The sequence below is a fragment of the Parachryseolinea silvisoli genome (assembly GCF_021190955.1).
GTDB classification, from domain to species: Bacteria; Bacteroidota; Bacteroidia; order Cytophagales; family Cyclobacteriaceae; genus Ohtaekwangia; species Ohtaekwangia silvisoli.
This window is the reverse complement of sequence record NZ_JAIOAO010000004.1, coordinates 468,523-490,836: the sequence shown is the minus strand read 5'-3', so window position 1 is coordinate 490,836 and position 22,314 is coordinate 468,523. Positions and strand designations below refer to the sequence as shown.

General features: G+C 54.3%; 19 protein-coding genes. 9 read left to right on the top strand and 10 right to left on the bottom strand.

Annotation, left to right across the window (positions count from 1 at the left end; genetic code table 11):
• Positions 1-78: 78 nt before the first annotated feature.
• From K7P01_RS24925 to K7P01_RS24910, 4 genes are read left to right on the top strand one after another with little or no spacing between them, the layout of a single operon-like run.
• The gene (locus K7P01_RS24925; protein ID WP_267297299.1) at positions 79-3,486 is read left to right on the top strand and encodes a SusC/RagA family TonB-linked outer membrane protein; all 3,408 of its coding nucleotides are present in this window, start codon (positions 79-81) and stop codon (positions 3,484-3,486) included.
• A 10-nt stretch (positions 3,487-3,496) separates the two neighbouring features.
• Positions 3,497-5,134: a RagB/SusD family nutrient uptake outer membrane protein gene (locus K7P01_RS24920; RefSeq protein WP_267297298.1), complete on the top strand. Its 1,638-nt coding sequence runs from the start codon at positions 3,497-3,499 to the stop codon at positions 5,132-5,134.
• Positions 5,135-5,150: 16 nt separating this feature from the next.
• On the top strand, positions 5,151-6,305 hold the full coding sequence (locus K7P01_RS24915) for a SusE domain-containing protein (RefSeq protein WP_267297297.1): 1,155 nt from the start codon (positions 5,151-5,153) through the stop codon (positions 6,303-6,305).
• A 34-nt stretch (positions 6,306-6,339) separates the two neighbouring features.
• Positions 6,340-7,530: a glycoside hydrolase family 76 protein gene (locus tag K7P01_RS24910; protein ID WP_267297296.1), complete on the top strand. Its 1,191-nt coding sequence runs from the start codon at positions 6,340-6,342 to the stop codon at positions 7,528-7,530.
• Between the two features lie 99 nt (positions 7,531-7,629).
• Here the strand turns inward: K7P01_RS24910 and K7P01_RS24905 are convergent, their stop codons facing one another.
• Positions 7,630-8,772 (bottom strand): TlpA disulfide reductase family protein, encoded by a 1,143-nt coding sequence (locus K7P01_RS24905; RefSeq protein WP_267297295.1) that lies wholly within the window; start codon positions 8,770-8,772, stop codon positions 7,630-7,632.
• A 315-nt stretch (positions 8,773-9,087) separates the two neighbouring features.
• On the opposite strand from K7P01_RS24905, the gene K7P01_RS24900 reads away from it, so the two are divergent.
• A complete protein-coding gene (locus K7P01_RS24900) occupies positions 9,088-9,480 on the top strand; it encodes a ribosomal maturation YjgA family protein (RefSeq protein ID WP_267297294.1) in 393 nt (130 codons plus the stop codon).
• 46 nt (positions 9,481-9,526) lie between these two features.
• Positions 9,527-10,294: an oxygenase MpaB family protein gene (locus tag K7P01_RS24895; protein WP_267297398.1), complete on the top strand. Its 768-nt coding sequence runs from the start codon at positions 9,527-9,529 to the stop codon at positions 10,292-10,294.
• Position 10,295: 1 nt separating this feature from the next.
• Here the strand turns inward: K7P01_RS24895 and K7P01_RS24890 are convergent, their stop codons facing one another.
• The 3 genes from K7P01_RS24890 to K7P01_RS24880 form a co-directional block, all read right to left on the bottom strand.
• Entirely contained in the window at positions 10,296-10,913 is a 618-nt protein-coding gene (locus K7P01_RS24890) for a MarR family winged helix-turn-helix transcriptional regulator (RefSeq protein WP_267297293.1), read from the bottom strand.
• Between the two features lie 129 nt (positions 10,914-11,042).
• A complete protein-coding gene (locus tag K7P01_RS24885; RefSeq protein ID WP_267297292.1) occupies positions 11,043-11,300 on the bottom strand; it encodes a DUF2024 family protein in 258 nt (85 codons plus the stop codon).
• A 91-nt stretch (positions 11,301-11,391) separates the two neighbouring features.
• Positions 11,392-12,135 (bottom strand): hypothetical protein, encoded by a 744-nt coding sequence (locus tag K7P01_RS24880; RefSeq protein ID WP_267297291.1) that lies wholly within the window; start codon positions 12,133-12,135, stop codon positions 11,392-11,394.
• A 199-nt stretch (positions 12,136-12,334) separates the two neighbouring features.
• Here K7P01_RS24880 and K7P01_RS24875 point away from each other — a divergent pair, with 199 nt between their 5' ends.
• Positions 12,335-14,185, top strand: coding sequence for a glycyl radical enzyme family protein (locus K7P01_RS24875; RefSeq protein WP_267297290.1), 1,851 nt, complete (start codon positions 12,335-12,337; stop codon positions 14,183-14,185).
• Between the two features lie 61 nt (positions 14,186-14,246).
• On the opposite strand, the gene K7P01_RS24870 is transcribed toward K7P01_RS24875, so the two are convergent.
• The 3 genes from K7P01_RS24870 to ric all read right to left on the bottom strand — a co-directional run bounded on the left by K7P01_RS24870 (position 14,247) and on the right by ric (position 17,621).
• Complete coding sequence (locus tag K7P01_RS24870) at positions 14,247-16,055, bottom strand: hypothetical protein (protein ID WP_267297289.1); 1,809 nt, start codon at positions 16,053-16,055, stop codon at positions 14,247-14,249.
• Positions 16,056-16,192: 137 nt separating this feature from the next.
• Complete coding sequence (locus K7P01_RS24865) at positions 16,193-16,786, bottom strand: Crp/Fnr family transcriptional regulator (RefSeq protein WP_267297288.1); 594 nt, start codon at positions 16,784-16,786, stop codon at positions 16,193-16,195.
• Between the two features lie 118 nt (positions 16,787-16,904).
• A complete protein-coding gene (gene ric / locus K7P01_RS24860; protein WP_267297287.1) occupies positions 16,905-17,621 on the bottom strand; it encodes an iron-sulfur cluster repair di-iron protein in 717 nt (238 codons plus the stop codon).
• A gap of 159 nt (positions 17,622-17,780) precedes the next feature.
• Between ric and K7P01_RS24855 the strand changes: the two genes are divergently transcribed.
• Positions 17,781-18,743 carry an NAD-dependent epimerase/dehydratase family protein gene (locus K7P01_RS24855; RefSeq protein WP_267297286.1) on the top strand — a complete coding sequence of 321 codons (963 nt, stop codon included), beginning with the start codon at positions 17,781-17,783 and terminating at the stop codon, positions 18,741-18,743.
• 113 nt (positions 18,744-18,856) lie between these two features.
• Here the strand turns inward: K7P01_RS24855 and K7P01_RS24850 are convergent, their stop codons facing one another.
• Both K7P01_RS24850 and K7P01_RS24845 read right to left on the bottom strand, forming a co-directional pair.
• Positions 18,857-19,639: an ABC transporter permease gene (locus K7P01_RS24850; RefSeq protein WP_267297285.1), complete on the bottom strand. Its 783-nt coding sequence runs from the start codon at positions 19,637-19,639 to the stop codon at positions 18,857-18,859.
• A 2-nt stretch (positions 19,640-19,641) separates the two neighbouring features.
• Positions 19,642-20,559, bottom strand: a complete 918-nt coding sequence (locus tag K7P01_RS24845; protein WP_267297284.1) for an ATP-binding cassette domain-containing protein — start codon at positions 20,557-20,559, stop codon at positions 19,642-19,644.
• A gap of 111 nt (positions 20,560-20,670) precedes the next feature.
• Here K7P01_RS24845 and K7P01_RS24840 point away from each other — a divergent pair, with 111 nt between their 5' ends.
• Positions 20,671-21,207: a DinB family protein gene (locus tag K7P01_RS24840; protein WP_267297283.1), complete on the top strand. Its 537-nt coding sequence runs from the start codon at positions 20,671-20,673 to the stop codon at positions 21,205-21,207.
• Between the two features lie 89 nt (positions 21,208-21,296).
• Here K7P01_RS24840 and K7P01_RS24835 read toward each other — a convergent pair whose 3' ends face one another.
• Positions 21,297-22,313 (bottom strand): hypothetical protein, encoded by a 1,017-nt coding sequence (locus K7P01_RS24835; protein WP_267297282.1) that lies wholly within the window; start codon positions 22,311-22,313, stop codon positions 21,297-21,299.
• Position 22,314 lies beyond the last annotated feature (1 nt).

Below are 22,314 nucleotides of genomic sequence, written 5' to 3'. Positions count from 1 at the left end.
GTTGCACCAGCCGATCTCGACAATCACAGGTATACCGGAACTGCGATAAATAGTAACTATTTACCCAAACTCAAACTTATGGAAAAAAGCTTACGCAATTTGCTTTTCCGACTGGCCCGTGGCCTTTTTTTTAGTATAATCCTACAATCGATTCCGATGACGTTGCTCTTCGCCCACGAAGGCGGAGCCCAGGTCAACGAAGTCTCTCAGGATCTGAAAAAGGTCTCCATTCAGATCGATGTACAAAACGCCTCTCTCGAACAGCTCTTTAAGCTCATCGAGCAAAAAACAGAGTTCAGATTCTTCTACGACAAAAAGGCACTTGCTTCCGACAGCAAGTTCACGCTCAACAAAGAGCTCTCGCTGTTTGAGCTGTTATCGTGGATCACCGAGCGCACCAGCCTCCAGTTCAAACAGGTAAAGAAGAACATCAACGTTCGCCTCGCGCCCCCCACGAAAGCCGCTGTCGTTGGCCCACCGCAAGACATCACTGTCAGTGGCCGCGTGATCTCTGGAGACGATCAAACGGGGTTGCCTGGTGTAAACGTGGTCATCAAAGGCACCTCCGGCGGTACGATTACGGATGCCGACGGAAATTATAGCCTGCGCGCGCCCGATGATGCCGTGCTGGTCTTCTCCTTCGTGGGCTATACCCAGCAGGAAATTACCATCGGCGGTCAGACCATTATCAACGTCACGCTCCAACCCGATATACAATCACTGGGTGAGGTCGTTGTCGTGGGCTATGGCACCGTGTTGCGCAAGGAGCTTGTAGGCGCCGTCGACCAGGTCAAGGCCGACGGCATCGAAAGCCGGCCGGTATCGAACCTCACGCAGGCATTGCAGGGCCTCTCGCCCGCCCTCGTCATCCAGCAACGAAGCATGAACCCCAATGACAATACCATGAATATCAACATCCGGGGTATCAACAGCTTCAACAACAACGAACCGCTGGTGGTAATCGACGGGATGATCATGGAAGACGTAGGCAGCATGAACCTGCTCAACCCCAATGATGTGGAAAGTATCTCCGTGCTGAAAGACGCCGGCGCATCCGCCATCTATGGCTCACGCTCCGCCAACGGCGTGATCCTGATTACTACCAAGAAAGGTCGCGTAGACATGCGTCCCGTCGTGAGCTTCAATGCCTCCGTGGGAACGCAAAATCCGAAAGTTTTACTCACGCCTGTAAAAGGCTATCAGAATGCGCTGCTGCGCAACGACTCCTACGTCAACGCCGGCCTCGATCCTATTTATACCCCCGAGCAGATCGCCAATTTTGCCAAAGGCGATAGCGAGTGGGGCATGGACGCAATTATGCAAAATGCTCTGCAGCAAAGCTACAACGTCGGTGTGCAGGGTGGTTCCAAAACAGGCTCGTATAATTTATCCTTTGGGTACTTTGATCAGGAGAGTAATTTCAAAGGACCGGACTACGGAATGAAACGGTATAATATCCGCGGCAACTTTGTCAATGAAATCGGAAAGGTAAAGGTCACGACCGTCCTCGCCTACAATCGGCAGGCAGGTTTCTCTGACCGCGGCGGGCTGTTCCTGGCCGACGTTATGCGGGTACCTACGTATAACACCTACAACTTGTACCCCGATGAAAACGGGCATTATTATAACAACGATATCACGACCGGTGGTAACATGTTGGCCACACTATACCACGGCGGCAGTACGACCAACGACAACGACCAGTTCCAGGGCATTGTTACCGGCGAGCTCGATATCTGGAAAGGCCTGAAGGCCCGGGCCGTACTCGGCTACGACCTCAAGTCCGAGCACCGCGTCATCAGAAGGCGGTATTACCCGGTGTATGACTTCATCAACCGCAACAATATTGCAAACGCGGGCAGTGCCACAGACTTCCAGATCGAAGATTACAACGCCAAAATGACGACGCTCAACAGCCAATTCCTCTTGGATTACAGGAGAACGTTTAACGAGCAGCACACCATCACAGGTCTTTTCGGCTACACCAACGAATCGTGGCGTCGCGAACGCAATGAAATAAAAAAGACGTTTGTTGACGAATTGTATCAGAACACCGACAATACCATCATCGGGGCCGACAGCTACAACACGCCCAGCGGTACGGCCGAACGGGGCCTCCACTCCTGGCTGGGACGTCTGAACTACGCCTACGGCGACAAATATTACGCAGAAGTAAGCGGCCGCTACGATGGTTCATCACGCTTCCTGAGCGAACGCCGTTGGGGATTCTTCCCGGCGGTCTCCGCCGGCTGGCGTGTCTCCGAAGAACCCTTCTTCGAACCGGCCAAGTCGATCCTTGATGAGTTCCGTCTCCGCTCGACCTACGGTGTACTCGGCGCTCAAACTGTCGGTGATTATGAATTCATGACCACCTATGACATCTATACCAACCAGTATGCATTTGACAAAAAGGGCGTGACTGGTACCGGCTATACTCTCGGTAACGACCAGCTGACGTGGGAGAAAACCGCGACGTTCAACGTGGGCTTCGACGCGGCCGTATTGAACAACAGTCTGGCATTCTCCGTCGATTACTTCGACAAACATACCTCCGATATATTAATGGCACCTCCGGTACCGAAAACGCTGGGCGGCGCCCAGGCCCAGAGGAATATAGGTGAGATGCGAAACCGCGGTTTTGAGCTCAATGTAAGCTATCGCCTCAACCACGGCGACTTCAAGCACGTGATCAGCGCTAACCTCGGCGACTCGTACAACGAAGTTGTGAAGTTTGGTCCCCAGGCCATTTCCAAAGCTGACGAAGTGGAGCGCATTGTGCGCGAAGGTGTACCGCTGTACAGTTACTATGGTTACAAAACCGCCGGCCTGTTTCAAAACACCGCCGAGATCGAGAACTCCGCCGTCTGGGTGGGCGCCAACGTGCAACCCGGCGATGTCAAGTATGTCGACCGCAACAAAGACGGTGTGATCGACGACAACGACCGGTTTATTCTCGGTAATGCCTTTCCCCGGTACACTTTCGGTTTTACCTATAACATGACCTGGAAAGGTTTCGACTTCAGCATGATGTGGCAGGGCGTAGGCAAACGCGACATGGCGTTGCGCGGCGAAATGATCGAACCGTTTCACGGCAGCTACTACTACGTCATGTTCGAACACCAGCTCGACTACTGGCGTCCCGGCAACACCGACGCCCGGTACCCGCGCCTGGTCAACAGCGCGTCACCGTCGTACTCCAACAACTACGGCCACGGGTCCGACCGGAATATCTACAACGCGGCCTACCTGCGTCTGAAGAATATCCAGATCGGCTATACCGTGCCCCGCGCCATCACGCAAAAAGCGCGCATCAACAAGCTACGCCTGTATGCTACCGGTCAAAACTTGCTGACGTTCTCCAAAAACAGCTTTATCGATCCGGAATCCTCCGAATTCGGTAGCAGTATGAACGCCAGCGGTGCCAACAGCGGGCGTAACTACCCGACCTTATTGTATTACGGCGGCGGTATTGAGGTTGAATTTTAACAGCGAACGCATGAGAACCAAAAATATGAAACCGAGCATCAATTACCTGTCAGGGTGCCTGACTGCCTGCATCTTGTTGCTGGCCGGATGCGTCGAGCTCGACGTGGTGCCCACGAATAAATTTACCGACGACACCTACTGGACGTCCGTCGAGAAGGCCTCGTCCCTACTCAACATGGGCTATCGCCAAATGAACGACGCAGGGCGGATTTTCCGCGACGAGCGGCTTAGCGATAACCTGTACAACAGCTATGGCAACGACGACGCGCGCGTCATCGCCAACGGACAGGCCAACACTTCTACCGCGATGTTTGACAACTACTGGGGCGATATGTACGGCGGTATAAAAACCACGCATACCTTCCTGGCCAATGTCGACCGCGTGGAAGGCATGGATGAAGACCTCCGGAATCGCATGAAGGCGGAAGCCCGCTTCATTCGTGCGTTCCTCTTCTTCCAGCTCACGAACTGGTATGGCGATGTTCCTTTCTTTACCGAAGACATCACCCTGGAGATTGCCACCACCATCACGCCGACGCCGCAGGCTACCATTGTAGACTTTATCCACAGCGAGCTCGAAGAAATCGCCGAGATCCTGCCGACCAGCTATGGCCCTGGCGACCGGGGTAGAATTACCGCCGGCGCGGCTATGGCTTTCAATGCCCGTGTAGCCCTCAATTTCAACGACTGGGAGCGTGTCAAGACATATACCGACAAGCTCATCAACAGCACGCAATACGGCACGTACACACTCTTTCAAAACTACGAGGGTATCTTCCACTTCGCCAACCAGTATAATTCAGAGATCATCCTCGATATACAATATGCACCGGAAGTGCGTACTTGGAATGAGATTTTCACCTACGTTCCGTTCAGCCTGGCCGGTGTGCAATATATCCAGGCCAGCCCGACGCAAGACCTGGTGGACACCTACCTCATGAAAGACGGTAGCAAATGGGATGAAAGCAAAGACCCCTACGCCGATCGCGATCCGCGCCTGGACATGACCATCTATCGCCACGGCAGCGCTATCCAACAAAGAGGCAACACCGGAAGCGTCTACAATGTCAACGTCGATCCGAATGATGCCGACAACGACACCAACGATAAGATCGGCCGGGAAAACGGTACCCAAACAGGTTATTTCTACCGCAAGTTTTATGATCCAAACCCGGCCGCCTGGACCGGCGGCACGTCCTGGGATTGCAACATCAACTTCGTCGTGCTACGCTTTGCCGACGTGCTGCTGATGTATGCCGAAGCCATGAACGAGCTGGACCAAATGGATGCCGCCGTGTGGGATAAAACCATCCGGCTCCTGCGCGAACGCGCCGGCTTTGACAATACGGCCCTCGCCCTCGATTTTCCTAGCGGCGGCAAAGACGCTCTTCGCCCTATCATTCGCGACGAGCGCCGCGTAGAGCTGGCGTTGGAAGGTACCCGCGTGTATGACATCCGCCGCTGGCGCATTGCCGAGACCGTCATGAATGCGCCCCGTCGCGGAGCGAAATTCGATCTGAGCACCGGCACGCTGAAGTATTACGAATACCGCAACAACACCTTCAACGAAAACCGCGACTACCTGTGGGCCATTCCACGCCAACAGTGGCTGATCAACAAGAACCTGGGACAAAATGATGGATACTAACATTAACCGAACAAACATGAATACGCTCTATAAAAACATACTGGCCCCCGCCACGCTATTCGTCCTGATCATGACCGTGCTGATCGGTTGTAAAGACGATGAAGGTTCCTTCAACGATGTAACCGTCACCTCCGTCGGGCAATTTTACGAACCTGCCAACGCCAAACATATAACACTGCAATCCGCCGGCAGTACGTATTTCGAGTGGGAGAAAGCCATCGCGGCCGACAACAGCATCGTGTATTACGATGTGCTGTTCGATAAAGCCGACGGCGATTTCACCAACCCGGTCTACGTTGTCAGCTCCGACAACAAAGGCACGTCGACCGGCGCCACCATCACGCACAAAACGCTCAATAAGATTGCCATGATGGCCGGCATCGAGCTGGCCGAAGAAGGCGCCTTGAAATGGACGGTGCGCTCGAGCCGCGGCCTGAACTTTAACCTTGCCAATGAGAACCGCAGCATCTCGGTCATCCGCATCAACAATGTAGATGATCTCGAAGGTGCAACGTTGTATATCAACGGCGAAGGTTCAGAAGACGGCCAGCAGGTGAAAGCCAGCGGCGCGATCGGTGAATACGATATCTACACCAAACTCGAAGCAAACAAACCGTACTACTTCACCTCCAGCAGCCAGCGAACGTTCATGCTCAACCCCGATCAAACATCGTTCAAAGAAACCCTGGACGCTCCCGAAGGTGCTACCGTAAGTGAAACCGGCGTATACCACATTCACCTGGATTTTGGCGCGGCTGCCGCCACGATCGAAAAAATCGACAAGGCAGAGATCGTGGTAAGCTGGACACAGCGTCGTACTGCCTTTACATACAAAGAAAAAGGCGTATGGGAAATAAAAGACTACAACGTGCAGTTAGCGTCCGCCCCGTGGGGCTTCGACGAACGCTACAAGATCGTCTTCACCATGGCCAACGGCAGCGAACAACACTGGGGACAAAAAGGCCCGCACTTCGACGACAGACCGTCCATTAACAGACCGGGCTATCGCGACATGGCGCCGACCGAAGGCGGCCAATGGGGTGGTTCACAATTCAAATTCCCCAGCGAGCTGGCCGATGGCAATGACCTCGAAAAGTACACGGTTGACGCGACCATGTCCCTGACGGCCGACAAGAACTATACACACGACTTCACCAACGTACGGCCATAACAGGCGCCATGTATAACGCTAAAAGCTTTTAAACATGAAGAAACTATTTTTAGAAACACTTTGCGTGGCACTGCTGCTCATCTCGTGTGATTCGTACGAAGACGAATATATACCGGTGAACAAGTTTCCCACGTTTACCTGGCAACCTGCTGCCGACAGCAGCACCAGCGCGTTCGTGAGCCGCTACTTCAACGCCACGTACCACGTCTTTAATAATACGTACGACGGCCAGATTACCTGGAACGACTACTGGCCGGAAGCGCACGGCTTGGATGTCTTAGTCGATGCCTACGCTCGCACCGGTGACGATGTCTATAAACAAGCCATCTACGACTTCTACGAAGGTGTGCGCCAAAAGAACTGGTATAGCGACAACTGGAAGAACGAATATTACGATGACATGGGCTGGCACGGGCTGGCGCACCTCCGCGCGTTCGAAGCCACGGGCGACGCCCGCTACGAAGAGTCCGCACGTAATCTGTGGCACTGGATCACCGAAGGCTGGACCGAATTCGACGGCGGCGGCATTAAGTGGCGCGACACCGACGACGAGGCCGGCAACTCCAAAGGCATTCCGGCCAACGGCCCCGCGGCCATCATCGCGGCCCGCCGCTACCAGAAGTATCCCGACGAAGTCATTGACGGCCTGAATAATTTACAATGGGCGCAGCGCATCTACGACTGGATGAAATACAACCGCACCGTACTGGCGACAGGCCGCGTCTACGAGAAATTTAACGACACCAACGGCGATTACTCCTACGACGTGGGCACCTTCATCGGCGCCGCCCTCGAGCTGTACAATATCACGAAGGAACGGGTATACCTCAACGACGCCATCAAAGTAGCGAACTACCACATCGGCGCGAACATCAACACCAACAATCGCGTCATGACCGATTTTGGTGAGCAGTCCGGCAACGGCGGCGGCCACGACGTAAACCTGTTCAAAGGCATCTTCGTGCGCTACTTCACCCTGCTGATCCAGCACCCCGATCTGCCCGAAACAGCCAAGACCCGGTACATCTCGTTTCTGCAAAACAACGCCAACTATTTGTGGGCCTACGGCACCGACAAGTCCGCCGGCATAAAATTCAGCTACTCCTGGTGGGAAACCCCAACCGGCGACACCAAGTGGGGCGACCTCCGCTCCGCCATCAGTGGCGCCACCACCCTCGAGGCCATGGCTTTGCTAGAAAAAGAAGGCTACTTCACAAAAGAATAATAGTCGCGGATCCAAACAGCTTGAGTGTGGGCACGAACGTGAGCACACCCAAGCTGTTTTTTTCTTCGCTCTCACACCCGATGGCTATCGGGTCCACGCTCACTCTGATTTCCCCAACGTCTCCTCCAACGTCTTCAGCAACATCTCCCCCCGGAGGTCCTTCGCCAAAATCTTCCCCGCCGGATCAATCAAAAAATTCTGCGGAATAGACCGTATCCCATAGATCTTCGTCGCCGCATTCTCCCATCCCTTCAAATCCGAAACCTGCGTCCACGTCAATCCATCGTCCCCGATCGCCTTCAGCCAGGCAGCACGTTTCCCCGGATTATCCAGCGACACCCCCAGTACCTCAAACCCTTTTCCCTTATACGCTTTATAAGCAGCCACTACGTTGGGATTCTCCGCCCGGCAGGGACCACACCAGCTCGCCCAGAAGTCCAGCAATACATATTTACCGCGGAAGTCCGACAGCTTCACAACCTTTCCGTCTGGCGTCTTTTGCTCAAAGTCCGGCGCGACCTTGCCGATCTCGGTATTGCTGATGGACGCCAGCTGCACCGGTATACCTTTCCCCAACGGTGTATTCTTCAGCTTCTCATCCAGCTGCGCATAAGCCTCCCGTGCCCCATCCCCCACGCTCTGTTGCGGCGCAACATGCGCCAGGCTAATGACACTGAGGTACGAATGCGGATGCGCTTTGGCAAACGCCACGTGGATTTTATAAGACTCCTCCAGCAACTCCATCTCGCGGTCCATCACCGCCTTCCGGACTTCTTCCTCCTGTTGTTTCTCCGGTGCCAGCGATTGATAATACTGGATATTCTTAGCGTATTGCTTGTCGTTCTCCGCCAGCATCGCCCGAAGCTCCGCCTGTTCGCGGTTGGCCGGCGAGCCGGAGATTTTAATATTCTTCAGCGAATCCTTCGCCTGTAACGTCATCACAACCGGCTCCAGGTAAAGCCTGAGATAATCGATCTTTTCCCCTTTCGCCAGCGGTGTAACGTACGGGTTCTTGCCCAGAAAAATGCGCGCGTCCACGGGATATTCCAGCGGCCCGGTAAACGTAAAGCGGCCTTTGCGAACAAGCGTCGAGTCGCTGATCCGCTGGTCGTCTACGGCATACGACAAAAACACTTTGTCGCCGTTCTTTAACTGCGCCACATTCCCCTCCAGGGTAAAACGGCTTTGCGCACCTGCCAGCAACGGCAGCAGCCCAATGGATAATAAAAATATACGTCGCACGGTAAATTGTTTAGTCCGACAATATAGACAATCCGCTTTCACCTGTCGTTACCGTTGACAGAAGCTCCCGGTCATTTAAAACAGCCGCATGACCGCACCCTCTCCAGGTGCAAAACCATTCACGCGCAAACGCGAAAGAATGAGTTATTCACTTTTAATTACAAAGTTCTTTAATATCTTTGCAACCAACAGAAAAAAAAACCGTATCCAAGCCTAAGCACCTGGCGCAAGTCTTAGCCCGTCTCGGGCGGAGACTTGTGCCCACCCCTGGTGCCAGTCTTCAGACTGGCATGGACAATGCCAAACACTTCGTCAATGCTAACATTCAACAAAAACTACTTCGCCCTCTTCCTCCTGATTCTAACCCTGGAATTCATAATCGCCCTATACATCCACGACGCTTTCATCCGCCCTTATTTCGGCGACGTCCTCGTCGTCATTCTTCTATACTGCTTCGTCCGCGCCTTCCTCCGCACTCCCATTCTCCCAACAGCCATCGCCGTTCTGCTCTTCTCCTGCCTGATAGAAACGCTCCAATACTTCAACATCGTAGCGCTCCTCGGCCTGGGCCGATCAACCGTTGCCCGCATCGTCATCGGCAACCTATTCTCCTGGCTTGATATACTGTCGTACATCGCCGGCATCGCCATCCTCTTGTTCGCCGAAAAGTATGGCTTTAAGAAACAGCTTCGCACAAGCCCTCAATAAAAAAACCATGGTCGCACGCATCCACCCGATCCCAACTGATAGAAGTATAGAATACTTCGTAGACGAACACTCCATCGTACGAAAGATCTGGGGCAAAAGCGATACGATCCTGTTCATCTTCGCCGGCGCCTCCGCCGAGTTCGCACTCAACAAAGCCGTGGACTGGCTCTACTTCACCGGCCGCCTACCGGCCGATCCCCTCGGACGACTGTTCTCGACCGTATCCTACGCACAGGCGATCGTATTCTCTGAAAAGCAAGCCGCCCTGCGCGCCATCGACGCCATGGCCCGAATACACGCCGAGGTAGAGACCAAACGCGGCGCGAAGATTCCCGACTGGGCTTATCGCGATGTATTGTTTATGCTCATCGATTATTCCATCCGGTCGTTTGAAGTCCTCGAACGCACGCTAAGCATTGCCGAGAAAAGGGAAATATTCGACGTCTTTTATCGCATGGGAAGCCGCCTGGGCGTAAAAGACCTACCCGGTACGTTGGACGCCTGGGAATCTATGCGCCACGAGCACCTGCATCAAAACATGCACCGCTCGCACTACACCGACGACCTGTTCCGGCAATACCGGAAACACCTCGGCGCGATGCGCTATAAAATTCTCCTCGAAGCACAAACCCTGGTCGCCCCGGAACAAGTACGTCGACTCCTCGCCTTCCGGAAGACCTCACTCCTGCACCCCGTTGTTATCCTCTACAAGATCAGCCGAACCCTGCGCCTCGACGGACTGCTCAAAGCGCTGATCCTGCCGTCGAAGTATAAAAAAGAGATCGACGCGCTGGACCATGCGCGAAAACACTAACCTACGCACTCACCGCGAGCACATGCTCCGGGCAATCCAGCCGCAGGTCCGCGCCATGCAACGTCTGCCGCATCAACGCACAATAGTGTTTTACCTTTCCCTTTCCCGGCGCGAAGAACCTGCACGTCTTACACATCCGTTGTGTATGAATAACGCCCGTCTTCTGGAGTAAATGGATCACCTCCAGAAGAGCCTGGAGTAAACCCGATTGCTGACTTGCTTCCAGGGTACGAACCTGGTGTTTGATCACATTCGCAAAAACGCCGCTCGATTCAGCCACGTCCCGCCCGTTGGCCGTTAATGATAATGTATAGCTCCGATTGTCGGCTTCGTTGCCCGTGCGTACAACCAGCCCCTTCCGCTCCAGCACCTTGATGGCATCACTCACCGTCGGCTTTGTCATGTTAAACTCCCGGGCAAGAACTGTGACCGTCGCCCGCACCGTTGGCTGATACAACAGGAAGACCAGCAGCTGCACCTGAATGGGACTTAGTCCCGTACGTTTACTTTCCGCCCACAGCAACACCCGGAACGCCTCCGACACCTTCTCCAGCGAAGCCACAATCCGGTCCTCCACCGTTGCATTCTGCACCGTCAAATCAAATACCGAATCTTCCATAGCGGTTAACCTTTACACATCGTAACCTCCGGCCCCGTCTCCAGTTCCTTTGGATTCTCCTCCACCTTCCGGGTGCAGGAGCAAAACAGCACCATGCACCCGGCACATAAAATCAGGTATAGTCTCATATCAGCAGCCTTGCATTTCAAGAATATAATAGCCTTGCTGCCGGATATTGTCCTCCATGTACGACTGCAAATGCTCCACATGGCAGAACTGGCATTGTTTGGAATTGATCTCCTGTCCCTCCTGGCCCTTCTTCTTCAAATACTGCGCGCCAAACGCATATACGAGCTTTTCCGCTGTATTCGTAGGAACAATGATGTCGAAGTGCATGATGTTACCGTCGCGCTTTGTCACATAGGTATCGAAAACTGAAACTTGCATATACTTACTGGTTCGATGTATAATTTCTGTGTATGGCTCTCTCCGCGCCCGACCGTATTCATCGGCGGGTCGCGGAGAAAGCAGGTATGGTTTATTGAACTTTGTACGGCAGCAACAGATCTTTGGAAAGCACGCTATACACATTGTATACACCCAGCATCGGCATTTTCATGCTCGCCGAGTGTCCACCCTCCGGCGCACTTACCTCCATGTAACACGCCACCGCATCATACTGAAAGGACGTCCGGTTCCGCACGCGATATACCGGTACCGACACGCGGATCGTATTTCCCTCCGTTACCACCGGGAAGCCCGGCGAGTCCATATACATCGGCATGGCCGGAGCCGTCGGAGGCAACGTAACCGACTTGTCATTCTTATCAAACTCCTTCACGGACAAACCGCCCTTCACGCGATCGTCCTTCGTCAGGATCACCCAGTGCGGGTGCCATACGATGCCGTCGTTGTTAAAGATGCCGTCGCCGCTCTCGTCCCACAGCGGGCTGTCATCAAAATCCGGGTGCGCTGTCAACGCCAGGGCTACAATACCCTCCGTTTTACCAAACCCGATATCTTCTGACTTCAACGTCGTGGGAAATACATAGCCCAGCACCGGCGCGCCGTCCAGCTTTCCGGCCGGCTTGGGAACCGTCTTTCCGGCAGTACCCTCCACGGTAATCTCAAACTCCAGCTGACCGAATTTTTTATTGAGCTTCACCGCGGCCGATTTGATCTTAAAGTCAGGATTGTTGTCATACAACTTACAGCGTTCACAGGCAAACGCCACAGGCGATGCCAGCAACACAACAAATAGAAAGGCGATCATGTGTTTCATACGTAGAACTGTTTTATGGTTAATTCATGCTTCAAAAGTATTGGTTAGGACTCCTAAGCATCTGTTCCAGTTTTCCGAAAAGCACACAAAACTGGACCAGCAAAAAACAGTGTGAGCACGAAAGCCAACATGACGCCGGTCATAGGCGTCGCTCACCCCCGCGCCTATATTTGAGCCATACCACAAAACAAACACGCCTATGCACCTCAATCAGCGCATCCTCAGCGACCTCATCATACACATGAAATACGCACGCTACCTCCACGCGCTCCAGCGACGGGAGCTCTGGCCCGAGATCTGCGACCGCTACGCCACCATGCTGATCGGGCGGTACCCTGCCCTGCAGGAAGAGATCCGCGCACAGATGCAATTTGTACGCGACAAAAAAGTACTCCCCTCTATGCGTGCCATGCAATTCGCCGGACCGGCCATCGAGCGAAACAACAGCCGCATCTACAACTGCGCCTATATGCCCGTAGGCGACATCCGCGCGTTTTCCGAAGCGATGTTCCTGCTGCTCGGCGGCACCGGCGTGGGCTTTTCCGTACAACGCGAGCACATTGAAAATTTACCGGCCCTTCACAAAGCCCAAAAGCGAAGACGCTTCCTCGTCGGCGACAGCCTGGAAGGTTGGGCCGACAGCGTCAAAGTATTACTCAAAGGCTACTTCGGCCTGAGCGAATACCTCCCCGATTTCGACTACTCCGACATTCGTCCCAAAGGTGCGCGCCTTGTCACCGCCGGCGGAAAAGCGCCCGGCCCCGAGCCGCTGAAGATCTGCATCGCCCGGCTCTCCGCCATGCTCGACAGCAAACACGACGGCGAGCGGTTGTCATCCCTGGAATGCCACGACATGATGTGCCACATTGCCAACGCGGTGCTGGCCGGTGGCATCCGGCGATCGGCCATGATCTCCCTGTTCTCGTACGACGATGAAGAAATGCTCACCTGCAAATTCGGAAACTGGTGGGAGCTGAACGAGCAACGCGGCCGCGCCAACAACTCCGTCGTGCTGCCCCGCGACACCACCACCCGCGAGCAGTTTTTCGCGCTCTGGCAAAAGATTGAATTGTCGGGCGCCGGCGAGCCCGGCTTCTACTTCACCAACAACACCGACTGGGGCACCAACCCCTGCTGTGAAATCGCCCTGCGTCCCTTCCAGTTCTGCAACCTGTGCGAAGTCAACGCGTCGGACATCGAAAGCCAGGAAGACCTCAACCAACGGGCGGGCGCCGCGTCGTTCTTCGGCACGCTGCAGGCAGGCTTCACCAACTTTCATTACCTGCGCGAAGTCTGGAAAACCACCACGGAGAACGAAGCCCTCATCGGCGTCGGCATGACCGGCATTGCCAGCGGCGAAGTATTTAAGTACGACCTGCAAGAGGCCGCCGAAGTCGTCAAACGCGTCAACATGCGTACCTCCGGAAAGATCGACATCCAGTTCGCCGCGCGGTGCACAACGGTCAAGCCCTCCGGTACATCGTCGATCGTCTTGGGCACATCCTCCGGGATCCACGCCTGGCACAACGACTACTACCTACGCCGCGTGCGCATCGGCAAAAACGAAGCCCTCTACGACTATCTGCGCGACAACCACCCGGAGCTGCTGGAAGACGACCTGCTCAACTCCAAACAAGGCATCATCCGCATTCCGCAAAAGGCGCCCGCAGGTTCCATCCTGCGCACCGAAAGCGCGCTGAGCCTCCTGGAGCGTATCCGGAAATTCAACGCCGAGTGGGTCCGCAACGGCTACCGCAACGGCAGCAACGCCAACAACGTATCCGCTACTGTCAGCATCCCCGACGGCGACTGGGGGAAAGTAGGTGAATGGATGTGGCAAAACAAAGCCTCCTACAACGGCCTGAGCGTCCTTCCCTACCACAACGGCAACTATAAACAAGCCCCCTTCGAAGACATCCCCCGCGAAGAATTCGAACGCCTGGAACAAACCCTAAAAGACCTCGACCTCGCTCACGTCTTCGAACCCGACGACCTCACCGAGCTCCAGGCCGAAGCCGCCTGCGCCGGAGGAGCTTGTGCAATAGTGTGAGAGTGAGAGTGAGAGCGGGAATGAGAGCGAATACGGCGCGTTGTTTTCTTCGCTCTCACACTCACACTGACTCACACACTACCTCTAATTTCTTCACAAGCTTCCCAATCTCCCCTTCACAATCCGTCAGCTGTTCATTAAACACAGCATCATCCCGTGTAATACGCGACGATAGTTCCCGGTAATACGCAATCCCCTTCAACAGGTTCAGGCTAAAATGCAGCAAGTCCTTCGCGGCCTTCGCATCCATCTCCGTCAGTGCCGGCATCTGTCCCTCCAGGTATTTAATATTTAAAAGCAGCTCCTTTATAAACATATGCGGTCGGTTCTTAGCACGGATTAAATCTCCCCGCCCATAAATATGATCCGCCATCTCCGCCAACGTAGCAACCTGATCGAAGTACGCGATATTCGGCCCCGGACAAATCGTCACCGACTCGAGCTTCTTAAAAGGCGGCAGACCATACGCATGGATCGCCGCATTGCTCAACCCTATACACAAACACTCCTTGTTGACGATGTCGTGATACCGTTTTATATACTGCTCGGGGGGTAGCCCCAGCGAGCGCAGCTGGTCGATCTTCTTTTTCTGATACGCGTGCGACGCCGTACAGATTGGCTCCGTGGTAAACTCGGTATTGGAAACCAGGTGTTTCTCCGTACACGGACTGCCCGGCCGCCCTTGCGTCACCCGCAGGAGCCGCTCCCGTTGCCCAGACGTGCCCTTCAGATAATTGAACCGCACACCCAGGGGCGATGCATGACTCAGGATCACGTCTTCCTCCCGGGCGGCGCCCAGCAACTGCAAAGTCTCCGCGTCCACCGTTGTCGCCTCGGGGCATAACAAAAAAGGTGTACCCCACCCGATGCTCGCCAAATCGTAGTGCGTCGCCAGGAACGTCGTCTCTTCGCACGTACCGACACCACCCTGCGCCGTGATCCGAAGCGGATGCGGCGCATCAAAGGTGGGGATCCCTTTTGCCACGGCGGCGGGTTGATACAACGTGTGGAGCGACTCCACCAGCTCGGCGCGCTTCGTTTTAAACTCTTCGAGAATCGGTCCGAGCAACGTTCCGTCTGTAGCAAAGGCATGGCCGCCACAGTTCAACCCCGACTCGATCCGGAACTCGCTCACCCAGATGCCCTTCTTCGCCAGGTATTTACCCTGCACCAGCGCCGAACGATAGTCGCTTACCTTAATGACCACCTCCTTACCAAACACGCCATGCCCCCGCGCATGAAACGCATCCAGCCGCTCCAGGTAGTTGAACAACCGCGGGTTCAATCCCGCGGAGAATATAACAGACGAGTTCTCCAGCACACTATTCGCATAGCCGCGCAGCGCCGCCAGCGCATCCGACGAATCCGCCAATACACTGCCGTCTTTCGCGTAGTGATTCCGGTCCACCTTGGTCATAATGTTTACATCAATTCTTCCCGGCTGAATCTGACTGCGCAGGTATTTCTCCAGCGTCTCTTTTTCGCGTTTGTCGACACTCTCCGTCATGTGCTCATAAATACCACGCAAAGGATTACTGCCCGGTAACATTTCGAAATACTTCGAAATTTCAGAGCCTGTCGTAAACACCGCGCTGCGCAACGTTTGCATCTGCTCGTTCACCAGGTCATGAACAAGGTTCAGATAATCGGAAATACGTTTGGCCCGGTAGTCCGGCTCTTGTGGTGTGATCGGAAAAAAGGTCCGGTTGGCTTGCTTATAATAATGTTTGCGCATGGCTTCGATCAGGTTGTCCTCGATGATCGAAATCACGGAGTCGATACCGTATCGCGCCACCTTTACCGGCGTGTCGATCGTAAAAGCCAATCCCATCACCGGAATATGGAAGTTGTGTTGAGCGAGTGTTTGCATGGATGTTGATTACATATAAAGACACCGAAAGAAACAACGCCCAGGCGCAATGTGGTATGATTAAAATCACAGATCCCGGCAACTGACAAAAATCAGTACACAACCGTTGAAATGGAAGGCCGACAAAATAGGCGTATTTAAAAACGGATCTTGTGATCCTGTAGCGTCAGCTTCTTTTCCTTTTCCATTTTCTTTACCGTACGGATCACGGTCTCTACCCGCAGCCCGGTCATATCAGCCAACTGTTGTCGTGTAAAAGGAATGATTATGCCGGTACTTTGTGACATGGCGTTTTTGGCCTTATAGTGCTTGAGTAATGAAAGAATCCTGTGCTCAGGCTCATAGCTGGAGATCTCCGACAACACCATGGACTTATACCGTAGCCGCGAACACAGCACCTCGTCCATCTTCAGATGCAGATCGAAATTCTCCTTTAGCATCTGGAAAAAATAATCCGCCGGCAACTTCCACACCTGCGAGGGTTCGAGGGCGGCCACATTACCGGGATATGGAAACTTACCGATCAGCGCGGGTTCGCCAAAGCTTTCGCCGGCACCAAAAATTCCCTGGATAAATTCCTGGCCCAGCGGGTTCACAATAAACATCTTCACCGTCCCGCGCTCCACCTGCAGGTAGTCCGTTGCGGCGTCACCTTCGCACACCAGCATCTGATCTTTCCGAACCGATACCAGCTTCGCATGATACCGGACCATTGTCTTTTCAGGAAACACTTTTCTTTTTGTTTGCCCATAAAGTTACCCGCAACGCCTGCAAATAATCCTGACATACATCACTCCACGCCATGACAAACGCTGGAGCGGCAGATGAGTGCGGGCAATGCTAACCACATCACACCCAAGCCTGCTTAAACCGCTCGAATAAAATATTATTCTCCAAATGAATATGGCGCATCAAATCTTCGTCAAACTCCCGCAGCCGCTGAAATGTGATGCGAAACGTGGGGCACGCAAACTCCGGCGGTGTGTAGTTATCCGACAGCAACCGGATCTGCCTGATCAAATTCCCGGCCGCCTTGTGCTCATCTTCCATTGCCGCAATGGGCGCCTGCAGCATCCGCCCGAGGGGGTGGTGATAATCCGGCTCCGGGTTCTCCAGCCGCTTGATCGTCGGGAACAAAATAAGCTCTTCCTTCTCCATATGCAGCGTCAACTCTTCCGCCAGCTCCATAAAGGCATTCCTGATCGGCAGCAACGCCGGCGTATCCTGCCCATGCCGTTCGCACACCCGCTCCAGCAACGCCTCCAGCTCCGGTATAGCCTTTCTTACAAACGCATGATGCTGCTGCACGATAAAGTCCGTCAAAAACGCGGACCCCCACGTCTCCGGCCGCAGCACCTGAACACCCGCCGGGGCCTCCTGAATCTCCGACTGGATCTTTACTGGGTCCAACCCCATACGCATACACGCCTCCTCCAGGCTGCGATGCCCCCCGCAGCAGTAATCGATATTATACCGCGTAAACACCGACAAAGCGCCCGGGTGATCGATCGCCAATTGCGCCACCGTCGGCACTCCGCCTTCCGCAGCTGTAGATTGAATGTCCATAGTAATTTTCGTTATACGCCAAAAATAAACTATAGACTATAGGTGTCCTTATGACCTCAATCATACAGCACTATAAAACGGTTATCCTGTTTTTTCTTTGCTGTCATACTCACGCTGTATTCCCGAAACCCAAACCAAACCGGCTCCGTATTACCTTCCATGAAAATCCTCGTCACCGGCAGCGCCGGCCACCTGGGTGAAGCCCTGGCGCGCACGCTGCAGCAACTGAACCGCAATGTGATCGGCCTGGACATCAAGCCTTCTCCCTACACCACAAAGGTCGGTTCCATCACCGACCGCGCCTTCGTCAAGCGCTGCCTGGCCGGCGTCACCACCATCTTCCACACCGCCACCCTGCACAAACCCCACGTCAACACCCACAGCCGCCAGGAGTTCATCGACGTCAACCTCACAGGTACGCTCACCCTGCTAGAAGAATCTGCGGCGGCGGACGTACAGCAATTCATCTACACCAGCACGACGAGCGCCTTCGGCGACGCCCTGGTCCCACCTGTCGGCCAACCCGCCGCGTGGATCACCGAGACCATACCCAGCGTGCCCAAGAATATCTATGGTGTAACAAAAGAAGCCGCGGAGAACCTCTGCCAGCTCTTCTGGCGCAACCACAAGCTGCCCTGCATCGTGCTGCGCACGTCGCGCTTCTTCCCGGAAGACGATGACGATGCAGCGAAGCGCACCGCCTACAGCGGCGACAATGCTAAAGCCAATGAGTTCCTGTTTCGCCGTGTGGAGATCGGGGACGCTGTGCAGGCTCACCTGCTGGCGGCGGAGAAGACGCGGGAGATCGGGTTTAGCCGGTATATTATCAGTGCGACGAGCCCGTTTACGATGGCGGACTTGCAGGAGCTTCGTAACGATGCCCCCGCAGTAGTGCGGCGCGTAGCGCCGACGTACGTGGAACTATACGATCACCTGGGATGGAAAATGTTTTCGGAAATTGATCGGGTGTATGTTAATGAGAAGGCGCGCCGGGAGCTGGGGTGGAAGCCGGTGTATGACTTTGCGTATGTGTTGAAACAGCTGGAGGCGGGGAATGAATTGACAAGCCCGTTGGCGAAGGTTATTGGCGTAAAAGGATATCATGGACATGCGGCGAAGTGACTCGCCAGTCTGAAGATTGGCATTAGAGAGGCACTCCCGATAGCTATCGGGACGCCCTCCCTTCGGTCGGAAGACTTGCGCCAGATATCGTCGTTATTGGCTCAGACGTAGCGTTAGCCTTTCACCTTCTTATTAACATATAAAATATACCCCACGACCGTAAAGGCGACAAAGTATCCTACCGCCAACAAATGAAAATTAACCGCCGGCACAATCGCCTTTCCGCGTTCGCTCGCGCCTAAGAAATTAAAGATCGTGTAGCTATAGGGCATAATATAGCTATACTTCCACCGCAGCACACCGATCGATGCCACCCACAGCAGGAACCCCGCACCCACCGGCACCAGAAAGTTCCGGTAATTCAAGCTGATCAAATACTGTAACGCCACCATCGGCAGGCAATCCAAAAAGTAATACGCATTCTCTTTCAGAAAAAACAACACATCCGGGGATCCCGGAAACGGAACATGCCCCAGCACCAACGGTGGCACTAACGCGGCGATTACCATCCCAACGTTAAACAACACAAAGAACGCCACGACCAGCGTGAGGATCACCGCGAGCTTGGAGAAGTAAATCGTGGTATAGCGCAGCGGCGTTGTATGCACCTGCTTCCAGGTATTGTTCTTATACTCCAGCTGCGTAATCAAACTGACCGACAGCATCACCCCCATCGGCAACAGAAAGACCGCCATCGACTCCCACGACGTGCTCCAATGGTTCATCCAGAATCCCTCGGAAGTATACACCTTGCGAAGGCCCGGAGCATGCGCCGGCCGTGCTACCACCACCACGGCGGGTGTAAAGAACGCACCGATCACCACCAACCACGACGCCAGGCTCCTGCGGCGCTTGATCCATTCGCTTTTATAGCTATCAATAAATGTCAACCGCATCGTTAATCGCTGATTAAATCCATGAATAAAGTTTCGAGATCACGTTTGTGCGTCGTGATGCTATAAATGCCGACACCCTGGTTCACCAGGTGCGCGGCCATCGACGGTATATCTTGTCTCATCAGGCCGCCCACCGTCAGCTTTTCTCCGGCCTGCAGGCTTGTCACGCCCAGCTCCTGAAAGCTCCGCGCAGCGTTGGGCATATCGTCCACTTCGAAGGTTACCGTCCCGTCCAGGTCCGCCAGCCGGTTTAGTGCCGGAAGCGTACCCTGAAACCGAAGCGTACCGCGGTGGATGACGCCGACATGGCTCACCAGCTTTTCAATCTCCGCCAGCAAGTGACTGGAGATGACAATCGTGATGCCATGCTCTTCGTTCAGGCGCCTGAGCAGGGCACGCATCTCGATGATGCCGTTGGGGTCGAGGCCGTTGGTGGGCTCATCGAGAATGAGCAACGAGGGGCTGTGAAGCAGCGCCGCCGCAATGCCGAGCCGTTGCTTCATGCCCAGGGAAAACTGGCTGACATACTTGCGACCGGTGCCGGCCAGGCCCACCAGGTCGAGCACTTCGTGAATCCGTGACGATGGACACCGGTATAACACACGCAGTATTTCCAGGTTCTCGTGCGCGGTGAGATGGCCATACAACGAAGGATTTTCGATCAGGGCGCCTACCTGCCGAAGTATATCGATGCGATGCCGCCACAGGTCCATCCCGAAGATCGACACGCTGCCCTGCTGCAAGGTCAGGAGGCCAAGCACGAGGCGTAAGGTGGTGGTTTTGCCGGCGCCATTGGGGCCGAGGAATCCATAGATGCTCCCGGTTTCCACCTGGAGGTTGATGTTTTCCAATGTCTGCTCGGTGTTGCCGTAACGGTGTGTGAGACCGGTCGTCTCAAGACAATAAGTTGATGCCTGCATGGCGCTGATTTTCGGGCAAGACGGCGTATAGCCGCGAATGTTACAATCTATACCAGAATGGGGGAGAAATATTTCAACAACGATCGGTACCTTAGCCTAAACCTAATTCCTATGAACATGAAGAATCACATCGTTATCCTCGCCCTGACCGTCGCCCTCGCGGCATGTTCCAAACCCCAAGCCGACGAAAGCGCGCAAGACGACACACTTCGAAAAGTATTACTTCAGCAGCTCAAGAACAGCCACTCCCACGAAGAGTGGTTTGCCCCCTTTGTTCCGGCCCTCGACGGCGTCACCGCCGAACAAGCCGCCTGGATCGACTCCACCGACAACCACTCCATCGGCCAGCTGGCTTCGCACCTTGCCTTCTGGAACGGCCGCATCCTCCAGTCCTTCCAGGGCAACACCCCACCCGAGTTCAAAGACGACAACAAAACCACCTTCCGCCAGCTCAACGAACAAGAATGGAAAGCCGTTACCAAACAACTCGACAGCATCCAAACCGAAATCGAAAAGCTCGTCGAGAACGGCACCGACGCACAAGTAAAAGAATGGAGCTCTACCATCGCGAACCTGTCCATGCACAACGCCTACCACACCGGGCAGATACTATACATCCGTAAGAAGAACGGGTGGTGGAAAAAGTAGCATCATAGGGAAGCCCATCTACGAGGTCACTTCGCTCGAAGCCCCCTGTAGATGGGCCGCGTCAATTCTGAGGTCCAGCAACCTCGCGATTAAACAGGAGATTTTTGCGTTATTCTTATCTGCTTCCCGCGTTTTCCGGTGGAGCCTGGTTTACCGTCTTCACCCTTTAAGACGCTGAAGCCGTTCTCTGGATGGGGGGTTCCGCCCTTACCGCCTTTCCCTCCACTCCCTCCCTCGATATTCACAGAAGGGTTCCCCTTGTCAATAATTTCGAGATAAACCGCACCGCCATTTCCACCCGCACCGCCGCCACCACCTCCGCCTCCGGAATACCAATTGGAATCGGCATCACTTCCGCGTCCGCCAGGGCTGCCGGATACATCTATCACGCCGTGAGAAATGAAGTCTCCTCCAACATAAATATATAGCAATCCACCAACCCTGCCGGGCGATCCGCCTGCTGCACCTTTCCCAGGCGAGGAATGCCCTCCCGAAGGGCCACGGTTTGATGGGTTATCACAGGCATCACACGCATGACCCTGCACCTTATATTTTTGATCGATACACAGGTAACATTCTTCACATTTGCCCGGATTGGCACACGCCATCGCCTCTTGATTCGACATACCTCGGCTGCCACGTCCCCCCGTGCCTAAAGAGTCTCGCTTGCCCGAAAAGCAAGCGAGTTGCAAACACGAGCTCTGATGGCATTCCTGTAGCCTACCTCCATTTCCACCTCGGCCTCCTGCTGTCGGCTCATCGTAGTCATGTCCAACCCTGTTGCCGTTATAAACGATTGTATCAAGTGATTTTCCTGTCACTTCAAATCCCTTCGATCGTATCGTGCCTTCAAGACGAAAATTCCCATAACAGATTATTTGCGTCCATGCCGGAGTATCGCCGTAAAATTCCAGCACGGCGCCTTTGTGAATGAGGATTGTCTCATATTCTAATTTCTGCCCCGCCGGCAGTCGGACGGGATATCCACTTCGCACGATGAGCTGACCAAAATGGCTCCGTTTTTCTTTCTCGCCCGGAAGAAAAAACATAAACAAGAATATAACTGCGATAGCGCAGATGACCAAGGCTGACAATTTCGCGCGCATA